This window comes from Methanooceanicella nereidis, assembly GCF_021023085.1.
GTDB classification, from domain to species: domain Archaea; phylum Halobacteriota; class Methanocellia; order Methanocellales; family Methanocellaceae; genus Methanooceanicella; species Methanooceanicella nereidis.
Genome location: NZ_PGCK01000005.1, coordinates 67,803 through 83,624, shown reverse-complemented (window position 1 = coordinate 83,624; position 15,822 = coordinate 67,803). Strand labels below are relative to the sequence as shown.

The 15,822-nt window shown below is 47.6% G+C and carries 21 protein-coding genes; 5 read left to right on the top strand and 16 right to left on the bottom strand.

The features are described 5' to 3' along the window. Positions 1–98 precede the first annotated feature (98 nt). On the top strand, positions 99–530 hold the full coding sequence (locus CUJ83_RS07395; protein ID WP_230741782.1) for a hypothetical protein: 432 nt from the start codon (positions 99–101) through the stop codon (positions 528–530). 68 nt (positions 531–598) lie between these two features. Here the strand turns inward: CUJ83_RS07395 and CUJ83_RS07390 are convergent, their stop codons facing one another. The 8 genes from CUJ83_RS07390 to CUJ83_RS07355 are packed head-to-tail and all read right to left on the bottom strand — an operon-like array spanning position 599 to position 6,782. Next, on the bottom strand, positions 599–1,111 hold the full coding sequence (locus CUJ83_RS07390; RefSeq protein ID WP_230741651.1) for a DUF7261 family protein: 513 nt from the start codon (positions 1,109–1,111) through the stop codon (positions 599–601). Further along, the gene (locus CUJ83_RS07385) at positions 1,112–1,552 is read right to left on the bottom strand and encodes a DUF7262 family protein (protein ID WP_230741650.1); all 441 of its coding nucleotides are present in this window, start codon (positions 1,550–1,552) and stop codon (positions 1,112–1,114) included. It abuts the gene before it with no gap. Then, entirely contained in the window at positions 1,524–2,075 is a 552-nt protein-coding gene (locus tag CUJ83_RS07380; protein ID WP_230741649.1) for a hypothetical protein, read from the bottom strand. Before CUJ83_RS07380 ends, CUJ83_RS07385 begins: the two co-directional genes overlap by 29 nt. An 11-nt stretch (positions 2,076–2,086) precedes the next feature. Further along, a complete protein-coding gene (locus tag CUJ83_RS07375) occupies positions 2,087–2,560 on the bottom strand; it encodes a hypothetical protein (RefSeq protein WP_230741648.1) in 474 nt (157 codons plus the stop codon). Further along, the gene (locus CUJ83_RS07370) at positions 2,529–3,284 is read right to left on the bottom strand and encodes a DUF7289 family protein (RefSeq protein ID WP_230741647.1); all 756 of its coding nucleotides are present in this window, start codon (positions 3,282–3,284) and stop codon (positions 2,529–2,531) included. The genes CUJ83_RS07375 and CUJ83_RS07370 overlap by 32 nt, the downstream gene beginning before the upstream one ends. Continuing rightward, the gene (locus CUJ83_RS07365) at positions 3,281–4,201 is read right to left on the bottom strand and encodes a type II secretion system F family protein (RefSeq protein ID WP_230741646.1); all 921 of its coding nucleotides are present in this window, start codon (positions 4,199–4,201) and stop codon (positions 3,281–3,283) included. Before CUJ83_RS07365 ends, CUJ83_RS07370 begins: the two co-directional genes overlap by 4 nt. A gap of 3 nt (positions 4,202–4,204) precedes the next feature. Continuing rightward, on the bottom strand, positions 4,205–5,089 hold the full coding sequence (locus CUJ83_RS07360) for a type II secretion system F family protein (RefSeq protein ID WP_230741645.1): 885 nt from the start codon (positions 5,087–5,089) through the stop codon (positions 4,205–4,207). Next, complete coding sequence (locus CUJ83_RS07355) at positions 5,070–6,782, bottom strand: type II/IV secretion system ATPase subunit (RefSeq protein WP_230741644.1); 1,713 nt, start codon at positions 6,780–6,782, stop codon at positions 5,070–5,072. Before CUJ83_RS07355 ends, CUJ83_RS07360 begins: the two co-directional genes overlap by 20 nt. Before the next feature lie 78 nt (positions 6,783–6,860). On the opposite strand from CUJ83_RS07355, the gene CUJ83_RS07350 reads away from it, so the two are divergent. Together CUJ83_RS07350 and mptA are read left to right on the top strand one after the other, a co-directional pair. After that, on the top strand, positions 6,861–7,433 hold the full coding sequence (locus CUJ83_RS07350) for a hypothetical protein (protein ID WP_230741643.1): 573 nt from the start codon (positions 6,861–6,863) through the stop codon (positions 7,431–7,433). A gap of 283 nt (positions 7,434–7,716) precedes the next feature. Then, positions 7,717–8,667: a GTP cyclohydrolase MptA gene (gene mptA, locus CUJ83_RS07345; protein ID WP_230741642.1), complete on the top strand. Its 951-nt coding sequence runs from the start codon at positions 7,717–7,719 to the stop codon at positions 8,665–8,667. Positions 8,668–9,032: 365 nt separating this feature from the next. Here mptA and ribB read toward each other — a convergent pair whose 3' ends face one another. The 8 genes from ribB to spt4 all read right to left on the bottom strand — a co-directional run bounded on the left by ribB (position 9,033) and on the right by spt4 (position 13,441). Next, the gene (ribB, locus tag CUJ83_RS07340; protein ID WP_230741641.1) at positions 9,033–9,731 is read right to left on the bottom strand and encodes a 3,4-dihydroxy-2-butanone-4-phosphate synthase; all 699 of its coding nucleotides are present in this window, start codon (positions 9,729–9,731) and stop codon (positions 9,033–9,035) included. Further along, complete coding sequence (locus CUJ83_RS07335; protein WP_230741640.1) at positions 9,728–10,360, bottom strand: DUF120 domain-containing protein; 633 nt, start codon at positions 10,358–10,360, stop codon at positions 9,728–9,730. Before CUJ83_RS07335 ends, ribB begins: the two co-directional genes overlap by 4 nt. A 133-nt stretch (positions 10,361–10,493) precedes the next feature. Continuing rightward, complete coding sequence (locus CUJ83_RS07330; protein ID WP_230741639.1) at positions 10,494–11,183, bottom strand: 2-phosphosulfolactate phosphatase; 690 nt, start codon at positions 11,181–11,183, stop codon at positions 10,494–10,496. A gap of 34 nt (positions 11,184–11,217) precedes the next feature. Further along, positions 11,218–11,880 carry a hypothetical protein gene (locus CUJ83_RS07325; RefSeq protein WP_230741638.1) on the bottom strand — a complete coding sequence of 221 codons (663 nt, stop codon included), beginning with the start codon at positions 11,878–11,880 and terminating at the stop codon, positions 11,218–11,220. Positions 11,881–12,149: 269 nt separating this feature from the next. Next, on the bottom strand, positions 12,150–12,335 hold the full coding sequence (locus CUJ83_RS07320; RefSeq protein ID WP_230741637.1) for a 30S ribosomal protein S27ae: 186 nt from the start codon (positions 12,333–12,335) through the stop codon (positions 12,150–12,152). Between the two features lie 16 nt (positions 12,336–12,351). Continuing rightward, positions 12,352–12,651: a 30S ribosomal protein S24e gene (locus tag CUJ83_RS07315; protein ID WP_230741636.1), complete on the bottom strand. Its 300-nt coding sequence runs from the start codon at positions 12,649–12,651 to the stop codon at positions 12,352–12,354. A gap of 27 nt (positions 12,652–12,678) precedes the next feature. Further along, on the bottom strand, positions 12,679–13,212 hold the full coding sequence (locus tag CUJ83_RS07310) for a GTP-dependent dephospho-CoA kinase family protein (RefSeq protein WP_230741635.1): 534 nt from the start codon (positions 13,210–13,212) through the stop codon (positions 12,679–12,681). 1 nt (position 13,213) lies between these two features. Next, positions 13,214–13,441: a transcription elongation factor subunit Spt4 gene (spt4, locus tag CUJ83_RS07305; RefSeq protein ID WP_230741634.1), complete on the bottom strand. Its 228-nt coding sequence runs from the start codon at positions 13,439–13,441 to the stop codon at positions 13,214–13,216. Positions 13,442–13,777: 336 nt separating this feature from the next. Here spt4 and coaBC point away from each other — a divergent pair, with 336 nt between their 5' ends. Then, a complete protein-coding gene (gene coaBC, locus CUJ83_RS07300; RefSeq protein ID WP_230741633.1) occupies positions 13,778–14,998 on the top strand; it encodes a bifunctional phosphopantothenoylcysteine decarboxylase/phosphopantothenate--cysteine ligase CoaBC in 1,221 nt (406 codons plus the stop codon). Further along, positions 14,995–15,822, top strand: coding sequence for a pantoate kinase (locus CUJ83_RS07295; RefSeq protein ID WP_230741632.1), 828 nt, complete (start codon positions 14,995–14,997; stop codon positions 15,820–15,822). The genes coaBC and CUJ83_RS07295 overlap by 4 nt, the downstream gene beginning before the upstream one ends.

The following is a 15,822-nucleotide window of genomic DNA, read 5'->3' as shown; positions in this document are numbered from 1 at the left end:
TTCATAATTTTTATTATTTTAATTCCGTTTTGCGTAATATTTTTTATTTGCAGAAGAAAGGCTATATACTATCGTTTATTTGTAGTCTTTTGGTCAGTATGAAAAACGAGAGGAGAATAAAGGTTGACTTTCCGAACGTTGACCTCACAATGGACGATATATCCAGAGAGTACATAAGCGCAGGAAAAGACATAGTGGAGAGCGGAGCAGTCCCTAACGTCGACATGTTCATCAAGAACCTTGACGAGTACAACCGCCTTCAGTACCGTCTGATGGAGAAGACGGAAAAGCTCTGCAGGTCTATGGAAACCATGGAAGAGAACGAGTTCGTCATAGTCAACAGCTTCGCGAACATTTTTGACGATATAGACAAGATCACAGAGAGAATGGACTCTATGATATATTTCGTACCGCGCGACGATGTCCTGGACGTACTTGAAAGGTATCTCTCGTTACACAAGAAGCTCTTTGATAAGCCTGTATTCTACGTGGAGTCGGGCTGGGATAAAGTCCAGGAATACGAGCTTTGAACCATTAGTTATTATCCATTGAGGGCTTTGATATAAGGGGCAGACATCAAAGCCCTCAATAATACTTATTATGTTTTTACCGTTATCCTGCCGATCTTGATGCATGTGATACCGTCATAGATATGCGCATCATAAGAGCACCCGTATATTTTCGCGTCTCCCGACTCTTCATATACGAGAACGCCATCGATATTTTCGAGATCCAGGCCGGGATTTTGAAGAATATACTCATTTGAAAGTGTCCGGTTATATGAGAACTGATACGCGACTCCATGCATCTGTAGATTATCGGCAAGGCTATTGACGGCATATGCGGCAGTATTTTTAAAGCAGTTAACCGCAAATACCCGGTCATCCCATGCGTACAATGAACCTGTCCTTGCAGCCGCATCATCCAGTGAGGCGTCCTGCGCCCACAGTATATTGTCTTTTGCATCGGCCGTCAGGTATGGGCTCTCCGTAGAATCAATTCCGGGATCTTTTACTGACGTAATAAAAAATGCTATGGATATCAATAAAAGACCGGCAACCATTGCCGTCATGATGATCATCTGGCCTTTTTCATCGTATTTTCCGGTCATTTAAGCCCTCCATACCATGATACTGCAATCCATTATCTGTCCGGTATCGATGCAATAAGCTTGAAAAGGCCTTACGCATACATTCACTCCCGAAGGGGGGCGGTCCCCGATACACCCATATCCAGTGACCATGTAATACTTAACACGATCAGGCAGCATACTGCGGGCATCCTCATCGATCTTCGCCGAGTCATTTTCCCAGTCCGTTCCGGAAGACATGGCATGTCCTAAGTTCGGGTGCTCCGGCGTACTGCTCCTGTACATCAAAATGTTCAACATATCTGATGATAACAGCATCAGATCCTCCGTATCATCGTTCATGGCGGGCGCCGCAACGTTAAGGCATGCCAGCACCGAGACCAGCAGTATCGATGCGGCCATCGCTTCGAGCATGTGTGCGATGCCTGAATCATCACAGATCAGTCGCGGCCGAACCGACATGTTCCCTCCAGACGAATACTTTTATCAAGGCATTCCTGTATGTCCCGTCTTCCTGTTCAATGGCCGCTGCTCTTGTAGAGATCGCCACATTCTTTGTGTGCGGTAATATGGCGCTCCCGCAGGACTTGATCACAGTGCCATCCTTTGATATTACCTCGATATGCAATCCGTATTCATTATCCCGGTCCTCGATCCCGAAAACCTGCCTTACTGTGGCGGCATTAAAAAATGATAGCGCCCGGATCTTATCGTCGGAGAGCAGGTTTGGTTTTCCGGATGACAGCCCTATATACGAGGCGTTATCCGCAGATGACGGGTCGTTATGCCAGTCCTGCGGATAGCCCGGACTTCTGACCAGCATATCGCATATCCTGTCGGCAAGAGGCTGTAATTCAGACGCATAGCTATCTGTAAACCTTGCGGCGACCATGTTCATCCCGCTATAATACACTCCTATCATCACGATGATAAGCAGCGTACAGGCGGCGATAAAATCTATTGTGAAAGAACCCTTATCATCCATCCGAGCACCTCTCAGGAGATCGTAACACTCCCTGCTGCCGGATCGATCCTGATCATATGCCCTTTCGGATAGCTGATGACAGAGCCTGACAGTTTTAAGCTATCAGAAGCCGTGATCAACGGATAACCATATTCTTTTTCAAGGCCGGGAGAATTTATCCTGACCAGTATCCGTTTTCCGTCCTCCGACGGGTATACCATGTACGTCATGCCATTGATACGTTCCGGGAGTTCTATTTCCACTGACATCTCCCCATTATCCTCTCCGGCGCATAATACCGCGTCCGAGATCAGATCGCTTACATACGCCGCTATCCTTGTCGCGGAAGCATATGACGAGTCAGATGACGCGGTATTCTCAAAGCTGTTTACGCCGATACAGATCGCGGTGAAGATCATGGTCGACACTCCGAGAAGTAAGATGTACTCCGTCGAACTGGCGACACCCTCCTCATTATACCTCTTTTGTGACCCCGATCTCCGCATATGTGACATAGATCTCAGCGACCTTTCCGGATGTTGCTTTTAATGTTCCGTTCTCGTATTCTGTACTAAAGCCCAGGCCAACGAGCCTTTTCTCCCATATGCCCGGCTCTACGGAGTCTATCAATAATGTGGCATTTTTACCATCCAGCGTCCAGTTCATACATTTTACCGATCCGCAGCGGATACGAAGTGTTATAGGAACGCCATTTGAATATGTCCACGTATCGCTTACGATAGATACGATCGAAATATATAGCACGTCTCTACCTGACTGTGATCCTACAGTATAGATCATCGGCTTCCGCCCTTCGGACAGGATGCCGGTATCGTTCATCATGACCGCGCCGCCTTCAAATACGGCGTACCTGTAAGGTGATTTAAGTTTCACGCTTCCTGTCCTTAAAGACGTAAGCGGCGTATCGTCCGCCAGTAACCTTATAGAGCCGAGATCATCGTACCTGTCTTTAACTTCCAGTTCATATCCGGCAGGAACGGCCATCTCATAAGCCCTGTAAAAAGTATTGTTGGACACGGCGGAAGAGCTGACCTGGTGTGCCAGGCATTTCAATGCCCCCGAGGCGCCTAAAAATTCCTGGTATTTTACTGTAGAGTATATCGCCCCGGTGCCCGTCGAAGTGAGCGAGATGACCGCTAATATTACTATGCCGACGAGGATCGTATAGCCGAGCAGCTCTGAAACAGCATGATCGTCAAAAGCCTTCAAAAGCCATATACCCCCATTATACTTTTACCGGGGAACACTACCAGCTCATAGACCAGGAACGTGATGGCAATGAGTATCGCGGAATCCCTGAAGCCTCCGAAGACTGTGGTGTCCCTCATAACGCCTATGACAAGCCCTGAACAAAGGGCGACAGATATAGATAAAATATAATAAGGCATCACCATGTCCCTTATCGGGGACTGGCTTACATCGAAGGAGACTGCGTTCAGCTTCTGGAATAAGGGCATGAACGACGTGATGCACAACGAGATGACGGCGAGGAACATTATCGCGGTGAGATATATGACGAACACCGAAGAAGATATTCCTGCACGCCGCTCTTTTTCCAGGGATAATGCAAGCCTCCCTTCTTCCGCGACTATCTTCAGTATGACCTCAAGGTTAGAGCTTGATGTCAGCGCTTCTTTAATGACCGAGACAGCTCTCGTAATATACTGCTGGCTAACCCTCTTTGCCATCTCATCGAGCGAGCCGGCGATATTATAGCCTTCGTCCTCCATTTCTGACAGTATCCTTGTTATTTCGTCGGACATGGCCCCGTAATTATGCCTGGACACCCTCTTTAAAGCCTTAACTATGGTGCCGCTTGCCTTGACCTGCTCCGAAATATCATAGAAAAGCTCAGGGCCTCTGGACTCTATCCCGGCATCATATGACGATATTAAAATATAGGCCGCCGCTGCAGGGACAAGACCCGAGATAAGCCAGATCGCTATGGCCACGTCTATCGGGTAGAAAGGCAGCGATAACGATGCGAGAGCAGCTCCGAGAATAAATGATACAAGCGTTACATTCGTCATTCCTATAGACTTTACTATGCTCCTTATGTCGGTAGTGTCCGCATAGGACCCCATCTTTAAAGAAGCCTGCAATATGCCCGCCAGTGTACCTTGCACGTCTTAAGCCTCCGGGTTGGTCACTTTTAATATGCGCATGATAACGAAGCTGCCGATGGGCACTATGATCAGGGCATCAAGCCATACCAGCGAGTCGTTCGAAAAGAGGCTCGCCATGTTAAAGACAAGATTTATCAGTGCAATAAAGATCGCTGCAATTCCGATGACTGAAAGGTAAACGGACGATAATCCCTGGACAGTGTCGTTATATTTCCTGACGTCGGTTCTTTTCCTCTCGCTAAGGGTTTGGTATTTACCCTTAAGGTATTCCTTTAGCTCCCCTCCGCTGCTGTATACGCCTGATATCCCGATCAGTATCTCCTGCCATATCACAGACGGCGATACTGATTGCGCTTTGCTGACAGCCGATATTATGTCCATCCCGTCCTCTTCCGCAAGCGATATGATATACGTCGATTCCAGGGCTATGTCCTCTCCATAGACGGTCCCGAGGTTCGATAGGTTCTGGAACATTCTCTTAAGAGGCACGTTCGACTCGGCCATCGTCAGCATAAAACCCACCGAATGAACGGCTTTCGCGTCCATTAGCGCACCTCTGTAATTTTTAAGCGACCGGATCGAGTAGACCCTGGCATAAAATGTTATGGCGCCGCCGAATATACCTGCGGGTATCGAATATATTGCCGTCAAAGGCCCGGGGATCATTCCCGGTAATGCGACGGCTATGGCCGATATTATTACCGCTATGGGGACTCCAATGGAGAGCAGTAATGTCCTGTAAACATATTCCGGGCAAGTCATATCGATCCTGCATTTCTCGTAACACGACATGAACCCGTCCATCCTGCCCGAAGAAATCAGGCTTTTTGACAGCCTTCGTATGACCGGGATCTCTGGATATTTTATTTTAAGCTCCTTCAACCTCACAGGCAGCACGCTCCGGTACGATGTCCTCTGTCCCGATAATGCCAGGATGCTCCTTTATGAATCCCAGCATACCTTCGCCATCCCGATGGAAATACTCCACGACCTTTCTGACCCTTTCCTCATTTATGATATTGTTCTCGCTCATCCATCTGAGGATGAACGTCCTGGCGCTTATCTCCTTGATAAGGCGCTCGTCATCCCAGCCTCTTTCCTCCTTGATTTTACCCAGTACCCGGGATCTGCCGGTCTTCATCGTCATTGCGTCTGTGGCCGGGTTCCATTCGAAGATCATGCTCATATCTACCGTGCCATCCTCTTTTACCCCGACGACCTCGGATATGGACTTACACCGGCGGACCTTTACATCAAGGCCTCCTGAGGGGACCGTGACCATGGCCAGGCTTATGCATAGCGACAGGCTCGAAGCGATATACGGAGAAATATTGAAAGGCTCGTTCGTGATCCTGTTGAAAAAATTAGCGGATGAATCAGCATGGAACGTCAGCATGACCGTATGGCCCGAATTTATACCGTGGATGGCGGCTCTTGAGCCTTCCGGCGTCCTGACCTCACCGACTATGACATATTCCGGGCGCTGCCTGAACGCCGCGACTAGCAGGTCGAACTCTGTGATAGGAGAATCACCTGTTTCCCTCACGACCAGCGGCGTCCAGTTCTGGCTGGACAGCCTGACCTCCCTCGTATCCTCTATGGTCACGATCTTATTCTTATCTGTGATAAAACTGCACACAGCGTTCATAGCGGCCGTTTTTCCAGAGGCGGTCCCTCCGATGAACGCCATGCTGCACTTATTCTCCATTGCCAGCCAGAGAAAAGCCATTGACTCCGGAGAGAAAGTTCGGCGGCGTAACAATTCTGCAGCACCCCTGGCGCGGCTTGCTACCCTGATCGAGAAAGTTGTGCCGTTCGAGCTTACTTCCCTGTATATCGTCCCGTTCAGCCTTGACCCGTCCGGCAGCGCCACGTCCTGTATCGGATTTGCTGCGCTGATAGATTTCCCGCCTCTCTGGACGAGGTACATCGCAAAGTCGTCAAGTTCCTCTTCGCTTTCAAAAACAATGTTAGTGGGTATCGATTCAAACTCGGGGATATACACATACACTGGCCTCGAATAGCCGTTGCAGCTTATATCTTCCACGTTCCTGTCCTTAAGGAGCGCGTCGATCTTTTTATAGCCCCAGAAATCCTTCTCTATGTGGTAAAGCATCTTTTCCTTAAGCTGTTTATCCACAAGTTTCTCTCTACAAAGCCTGTCGAACTTTTGTCTTATTCTTTGACGCCCTCCAAGCTTTTTCATAAGGTATAGCTCTGACCGGGGTTTCTTGTGAAGCTCAGTAACAATATCTGAATAGGTCTTTGACTCGACGGCTGTCAAAGACGGCTCTATGAGGAGATACCTGTATCTGCTTGACGTGACGTCCCACAATATTTGGGCACTGCAATTATCATCGATACTATAGCTCTTTATGACCTTGAACCCCGATGGCGCATATGCATTGTCTTCCTCCGGGATCGATACGTTCCGGCTGTCATTAGCGCCCGCATAATTCACACCGGCCCTGTCGTTCACTACGGTGTCCGGCGGTACGTTACGGTTTCCGAGCTTTAGCTTTTTTCTTGGAACGTTACTATCGTCGACCTTTAATAAGTCCTCTCTGGATACAGTGCTCATATCTATCCCAATATACTTTTTTTCTTAATTATGTAATAAAGTATAATATGTATTATTTATAGATTATTGTAAATAAGTATGGCATATATTACCGGTGATAGCGTGTCGAATGAGTATGCTAGAAAATGGGCGAAAAAGATCGCGAGCTCAATATCAGGCGAAATGTATGGTGTAAATGATATTGTTGTCATTTGCAAGGACGATATTTTCCCCGATATAAACCATGGCGTAAAACAAATAATATCCTCTATGAAGTTGTTATGCTCCTATGAGCTGTCGATTGATGCCGGCGATCAAAAAGCGCTCGTCATAAGCCATGAATATGATGATGTGCACGTCTACATAAATTGCCGCAGGACTGCGAACATTCGGGCCATATCACGTACAGTGCGGCTATTATTTTCCCAGCCTCCGGACATTGATAATGTCTCTGAAAAGTGTATCATACCGGCATCGGTAGCTGAAAAGAATATAAAAAAATGGGAAAGGCAGGTCAGCATGATATTCGGAAGCAATTTCGCTTCAAAGCTAATGGCCACATCTTTGAAGAATATGAATATCAATGCGATGACTAAAAAAGAGCTAGAAAATATTCGCACATTTATGTCTTCATATATCGGCGGCTGTCTCGATCTAAAATTATCATATTAAGACCAGGATTTTTATTAAAGTAAGAAAAATTCCATTCCTACCCTCAAAAACGCATCGATATTTAGTTAAATGCTGTTTTTAGGGAAAGTTGATAAATGAAGCCACATAATAGACACAAAGACAGCAAATCGCAAGTCAAAGTCGCTCTTCAGCGATGCACGGCTACCGGCTCTCATAGATTCCCCTCTACAAAGACCGGTCCGTGCAATTTTGCGACACAAGGCGAAAAATCCTTATACGGTAAAGCTTATCTCATTTAAAGTCTTTAAAGAATACATTCTGGGTGAAGATATTGATACTTCCAGACGTGCAAGCAAATAATCCTGACGTCCACATAGGCCTAACAAGAGTGGGTATAACAGAAGTCAAAAAGATGGTAGAGATAACCAGAAGTGACAAAAGGCCTATAGTGCTGATCCCAACATTTGATATTTTTGTAGATCTCCCCTCCGACAGGAAAGGGGCGAACCTTTCAAGGAACCTCGAGGTCATCGACAAGACGCTTGAGGACGCCGTGCAGGAGCCGATATATGCGATAGAGGACCTGTGCGTTGACGTATCAAAGAACCTTCTTGAAAAACACGAATACGCTACTAACGCGGAAGTCCGTATGAAAGGCGAATATATGATGAAAAAGAAATCGCCCCGGACTAAAATGGAATGCCAGGAAGTATACGACATCTATGCCGACGCGATCGTATCCCGGGACGGCAAGATCAGGAAGACCATCGGTGCGGACGTCATTGCGATGACAGCCTGTCCGTGCGCCCAGGAGATCTCCAAGGAAATGGCCTTTAACACACTCGCAAAGCTCGGCGTCGATGATGCCACCATCAGCGAGTTCCTGTGCGATATGCCCATGCCTACGCACAACCAGCGCGGTATAGGCACGATCATGGTAGAATCAAGTAACGGCGTCAAAGTTGGCATCGAGGCTATTATTGATATCATAGAGAATTCAATGAGTTCCCAGATGTACGAGCTGCTAAAGCGTGACGATGAAAGGCATGTTGTCATAACGGCTCATAAAAACCCTAAATTTGTCGAGGACTGTGTCAGGACGATGGCTAAGAACCTTGTCGAGAGGTTCCCGAACCTGCCAGAGGACACGATAATCACGATAAAGCAGGTAAACGAGGAGAGCATCCACCGCCATAACGCGTTCGCGGAGCGGAAGGCGACCTTCGGCGAGCTCAAGAAAGAAGTGATGAACAACGGCAATATCGTCGTTTGATCACTTTTTATTATCTTACTTCTTTTTATGATTTTAAATGATCTCGGTATTCGTATCTACTGATCTTTTATTCATTCTTTATGATACAAAGGTATCCATGGACACGGTTTTTCACCACGAAGAGATCTAAGGTCCACATTTTTTTAGATATGTTAATCTTCTAAAAAAAGTCCTTTGTGTACCCTTGTGCCCTTTTGTGCGCTTCGCGGTGAAAGCTTGTGGTCCCTGGTCGCCTTTGTGCGCTTTGTGGTGAAAAAGTGAGGTCTATACTATTATCTTTCAATTAAGCTTCTGGTAAGGACAGAAAAAGAAATAGGTAAATTGTGGTCTTTTCAATTTAAATTAAACGAAAGTGATGTTGAAATTCAATTCATGGATGAATTGAACAGCTCTTCAACATCTTTACCCTCTACGAAGACCAGCCCGTGCTTTCTCGCATATTCCATGGCATCCTTCTTCGAAAGGGCTTTTCCGGTCTCGCCATCAAGCATCTCGCACATGACCATCGCGGGAGTTACCCCCGCCGCCCTCGCAAGAACGATGGACAACTCGGTCTGGCCTTTCCTGTCCTTCAGCAGGTTCGGCGCCGCCCTCAATAAAGGCACATGCCCTGGAGACCTGAACTCGGCCCCGAAATTCACATGGTTGCCGTTCATGGCCTGATGCGTGACTTCTGCAAGCTTGTTAATGGTCAGGCTCCTGTCAACGTCGGTAATGCCCGTGTATGTCTTTCTGTGGTTGACCCATAATGAGAACGATGATTTTGAGTCGTATGGTATGTCGCCGACCTTCTCGTAGATGGACTCGATGGACTTGAAGCCGTTACCTGAGTTACCCGCATATCTCAGCACATCCACTATGTAAGGTATGCCGAGATTTGAGCAGACCACCGGATCGATGGCGACGCACATCAGGCCGCCGGCATCCCTCCTGAGCTGATAGACACTTTTCGGTGTCGTGAATTCGGCAGCTATGACCAGGTCAGTCTCTGCCTCACGGTTATCATAGTCGTACAGCAGGATTACCTGCCCGTTCCTGAGTGCCCTTATGGCGTCCTGGATCATTCTATTAACACCTCTACTTCATCTCCGTCTTTAAGTCCCAGCGTTTTTCTCAGGTTCACCGGGGCTATGATCTCTATTAATGTCTCGGGATAGCTCGAACGGTCCGGCCTCATGATGGCGGCCCTAATATCGTTTATCTTAACGAGATAACACCTTCCGCCTCCGTATGTGCGGTTCGAGTCCTTGAACCCGTCTATCTTTATGACACTCGAATCACCGTGCAAGAACGGTTTGTTGAGCTTAATGTTAAGCGTGCCCGGATACGGGTCGAACCCTAGCTTATTTATAAATTGCTGCCTGTACCCGTCAAGCGATATATAATACTGGCCTTCGCCAAGTCCTGTGGTCACTTTTCCTTTAATACTGTTCACGTGATCGCACTCGAATAATTTTTTGTAGTCCATGAATTCCGACTTAAGGACTATAAGCCCTTTATCAGTGATGTGCACCTTCTGCCCTTCATTTGTGACTATCCGCGTGATAAAACCATCATTCTCCAGCAATGCAAGCCTTCTTGCAGCGGTCTGGGCGCTCGTACCCAGTGTATACGCGAACGTCGAGGATGAAAGGTCGACATGATCATGAATGGCGCCCATCAGCGCGAGCTTTTTTAAAGTTTCGACTTCCATAGACTCCCTCAAATTTAAGACGCATATCATGTATGGTATGCAACTATAAAATACTTCTCGTCACATATGGATAAAATAGTATCCTGCATATGAAATGGCAAAAATTATTCAGGACCTGATTTATGGTGCCCTGTCAAGTGTATGATAACCTTATGGCACCATTCCTGTAGACAGGTATTATCGGGAATTTGTTGACCGAGGTGCATATCATGTCGACGTCATCGGCATATCCGAGATGTGAGACTTTTTTTCCCGAGCCTGAATGTCTGATGCTATCCAGGAGCGAGATAAAATCTTCCTCATGAGATGACAGGCTCAATGCATCATCAACCGAATATCCCTGCTCCATTTTCTTGATGAGCTTTTCTATTAACATGGCAGTATACATGTCTTCGTCAGACTTTAGAGGCGACCCGGATGCCAAAAGGTATGTGCGGTCGGAATCCTTGATATGGTTCGCGACAGCCCCTGCATTCAGCGTGCTCGCTATGATGCCGCCGTCGACCATCACCTTCGTACCGTTAGAGGTTGTCATTACCACGGTCTTTCCTTTCAGGTCCGCTTTCAATATCTCGTTCGGCGAGTTATTATAGTCGAACCCCTCCAGGCGTACACCGTCTCTCTCCCCGATCAATACCGCGCCAATGTCCTTACCAAGCTTTAAGGCCCAGTCCTCATACTCTACCGGTATGACTTTCTCAGCGCCTTTCCATAAAGCGGCAATTATCGTAGAAGATGCCCTGAGCACGTCGATTATGACCGGGACTCCTGCCGGGGATATTAAGTATTCGGCTTTACCTTCGGCGGCAATATAGTATCTCATGTCACAAGCTCCGGGCATATCATCAGGCACCAGTTTACTTTTTCTTTTCGAGGCTGACCCACTTTAAGCTTCCGTCGCCCTCTAAAAATGCATAGTCATCTATGAAAAGCCTGTTATACATACGATTCTTTAAAATGCGGTCCACGAAATCGCTTTCAGTGCCGTCAATATTCTCCCTGAATTTTTCCGCCTCATCTTCCCCGATCAGGCGCACCGACCATTTCGTGATATAGTCAAGATCATACTCTTTGTTGTTTAATTTTTTTAACGCGGCCCTGTAATCATTCTTCATTTTTGGAGTGACAGCCGTATCAATTCCCTGCTCGAGCTTTTCTTTTAGCTGGTCGATCATGGACGTCGTGAGCTTTTCGGACTTTTTGATAGCTTCCGCATATTCGTTCTCCTCGAACTGGAACTCGGCCTCTTTTTGCTGGCTGATGGTCTCCACTATATCGTCCGTGACCTCAACGTCATTGTCCCCAAGCCACTCGAATACGTGCTCATAGTACTCCGATGTAAAATCGATGGTAGCGGCATCGTTCTCGCCTTCGACCATAGTCTCCAGCTCTTCGGTCGATATTCTTATGCCGCCTTCATCGTTCATGATCATCATGACATATCCGGTATCCTTGCCGGCGCTCAGGATAGTCTCTTCCTGCTCGTCGTCCACTTTAACATTGATAATATTCATTGGCATTATTTTCACTTCGTTTGTCAATCGCTTTATAGCTATTTTATACTTTTCTTTTTTTATAACTGATAATAAATCGACATACTGGAAAATATTACCAGGTTCAGGGCTGCGATGTTCTCCTGATGACGAGAAAAGTTTAGAAAAGATATGTGAACGTACGCCATCCGGTACCGGGTAATACTGGGCGGCCGGCATGGCATACCTATAATCATCATCGATCCGGGGGAGCGTCCATCTCGGTGATAGTTATGGTCTAAAAGTCTGTGCTGTTCTTATTTCTTGTACTCGGTATACCCGCACTTGCCGCAGGACGTCCTGTCCTTGTGGGCTGCGAGGAATACTCCGTCACCGCATCTCGGGCAGGTCTGGCCTTTCCTGGTGACCTTGCCTTCCTTGCTGACCTCGTACATTCTGGACTTTAAGCCGCTTCCTTTTGCTGGTGCTGCCTTCTTTGCCATAGTCATCACTGCCTGATTATTCCTTCTTTTCCTCGGGAGCGGGTTTAGCGTTCCTCTGGATGATGTGCTCTGTCTCGACGCGCTTTAAGCGGTCCTCTGTCTCGTATATCTTTGCATAGCCGTATGTCTCGCGCTTTCCATAGGCAGACCTCATCTGCTCTATGATGACGAGCTCAGGCTTGGAGTTCAGATATGCGGCTATCTTGTTCTTTATTTCCTCTCTCGACGGTGTGCCAAGGTTGTGCGTGGCGCAGAACTTGACCTCGCGTCTCTCTAAGAGAGGGTTTTTCTTTTCTTCAAGTACTTTTATTTCCATACTATTCACCATCGAATATTGATGATATTAACTGGCGTTTTCCTCTATCATTTGCTCTATCAAAGATAAAGTTTGTTGTTTCTTCTCCTCGGTGATCTCTACCACGACCATGCCCTCGCCGGGCTGGCCGTATATCACGACCGAACCGATCGGAGCGTATATGCACGCCGGTATGACCGCAAGATCCTCTTCCCCGTCGACGAATATCCGGACGGGAATTCTGGAGTCCATATTGTCCTTAATCGCGTCCATCAGCTCTCCCGTAACGACGCCGGGAGGGTTAATGACGGTTACCTCTTTGAATGATCTGTGGGCCGTTCCCTGCTTCATTGCCCGGTCGACAGGAATTCTCATGGTCATGTCGTCCACAAGGCACATATCAGGGATAACGTTAGCCTTCAGCAGGTAATATGTGGTCACATCCCCTATCGAAATGATCCTGACAGGGTCTGGTAATTCTTCTATCACTTGCTTAAGGCAATCTTCTCCTTTGCAGCGGTAAAGCTTACCATAGGGCTTCTTTAGCTTCTCCCTTAACTCTACCGGCAACTTCAGGGCCAAATTACCGCACCTTCAAAGCGAACTTACCAGGACGCTTTATATTCATCAGGGCCGCGATCTCAGACTTCACAGGGTCAATGATGACCACATAGCCGGACCAGTCTTCGCTGAGTATGCTTGACTGGCAGGTCGGGCAAACCGGACCTTCCACCAGGCTATGACAGTCCCTGCAAGCCTTCAAATTGCTACCCGTTTTCCGAGAACGGGACTCAGATTTCTGCTTTGCCATCTAATTAACTCCAGAAATTTTTTGATAACCTTGCCTTAAGTAATCATCACGTCATAGTAACTTTGAGTATATAAAGATAATGCATTCCGATGTGGTTAACGTATGCCTCAAAAATAACACATAAAATAAAAACTTTGTCCGCTGTTATCTTTTAATTATCAGTTCTTATTGGTCTATCATGAGAACTTTTTGTCTCCGGGGCCCGGCGTTTCTTTTTTTTATTTATGGCATGGGACCAGAGATGAAAAACGATACAACGTGCGAGTCAAAATATTACCGACTATAATAAGAAACTTTAAAATCCTTCAGGCTTTACATAAGAACGAGGTTCTATCATTGAGCTTGAACGTCTCTCATCCCACGCTCGATCTTACCGCATCAAGAAGCACTTCTCTTGCGGGCAAGAAGATAATATTATGCGTGACAGGAAGCATTGCGGCAGTAGAATCGATTAAGCTGGCCAGGGAGCTTATCCGTAACGGCGCTGAAGTACAGGGCGTAATGAGCGAAGCCGCTAAGACTATCATCCATCCATGGGCTCTTGAATATGCTACCGGCAGAAAGGCCATAACAGAGATAACCGGAGATGTGGAGCATGTCGCATATTGCGGAAAGCGTGAGGAAGCCTATGACCTTCTTTTGATCGCGCCGTGCACAGCGAACACCATAAGTAAGATAGCCTCCGGTATCGATGACACCACCGTAACTACATTTGCTACGACCGCTATAGGCTCAAAGATCCCTATCATGGTCGTCCCGGCGATGCACGGGACGATGTTCGATCATCCTATTGTACAGGAAAACATAAAGAAGCTGGAAAGTATCGGGGTCAGGTTCCTCATGCCTAAGATAGAGGAAAAGATCGCGAAGCTTCCGGAAAACGATGAGATCGTCCTTAACGCGGAGCGTATCCTTTCATCATCTCCGCTGAAGGGCAAGAAGATACTGATAACCAGCGGGCCCAATTTTGAGGAGATAGACCCGATACGCGTGCTGACAAGCCGCAGCACGGGCCGCATGGGCACCGAGATCGCTCTGGAGGCTTTTCGCAGCGGCGCAGACGTCACTGTCGTGCACCGCCACCGGCTTGGCATAAGGGGCATAAAAGAGATATTTGCGGACAGCGCCGCAGACATGATGAATGCAGTTATGAACGAGCTGAGGACCGGCTACGATATTTATATCAGCGCCGCGGCGATATCCGATTTCACCGTAGTGCCTTCGTCTGAAAAGATCAGCTCTTCAGGCCCGGTAACGATAACTCTCAGGCCTGCTGAAAAGATACTCGAGCGCGTAAGGCACGAGTTCCCCGCTGTATTCATAGTCGCTTTCAAGGCAGAGACTGTCGGCGAGGACGAGCTTGTCGAAAGGGCCATTAAGAAAATGGACTCTTCAGGCGCGAACATGGTGGTCGCAAACCGCTTCGGAGGCGTTCGCGACATTGAAGTGAACGACGTGTTCATAATCCAGGCTGACGGGACAGTGAGCAGGAGTTCCGGCAAGAAGAGGGCTGTCGCTTCTGCCATACTTGACGCGGTATCGGAGTATTTTAAATGATGGGCAAAGCCTTCGCTCCGGCGCACATCACCGGGTTCTTTATCGTCCACGAGGAAGATGACCCCTTAAGAATGGGCTCATGCGGGTGCGGGCTGGCACTTGATGACGGGGCATACACTGAAGTGAGTCCGTCAGACCGTACTGAAATATTTCTTAATGGAAAAGAAACAGATGCGGTCACGACAAGAACGTTGATCGAATTGCTCACGGATAAGCCTGTCACAGTCAAAAGCAGACTTTCCATACCGGTAGGAGGCGGTTTCGGGGCAAGCGGAGCAGGAGCGCTGAGCACTGCACTTGCGCTCAACAAAGCCCTGAAACTGGAAAAGACTTTTAACGATTTGAGCTATGCCGCCCATGTGGCCGAGGTCCGGAACAGCACCGGGCTGGGCGATGTCGCCGGGATGACATGCGGCGGAGTCACTGTAAGGCTTAAGCCCGGGACTCCTTTTATAATTGACCGGATACCAGTCCCTGCCATGGACATTTATTACATTTCATTCGGGCCATTATCTACAAAGACAATATTATCGGACAGCAAAGAAAGGGAACTGATCAATAAGGCCGGGAAAAAGTGCCTTGATGGTTTGTTAAGACGGCCGACTTTCGAGAACTTTATGAAATTGTCGAGGGACTTTTCCGTTGATACCGGGCTAATAAGCTCCAGGGCTATGGATGCGGTCGAAGCAGTGGAATCTCACGGCGGAATGGCATCGATGGCGATGCTGGGCGATACGGTATTCTCTACGATGCCTGAAGGCTTATACGAGTTCGGAGAAGTAAGGAAGACTAAAATAAACCTATCCGGCGCACATCTCATATAA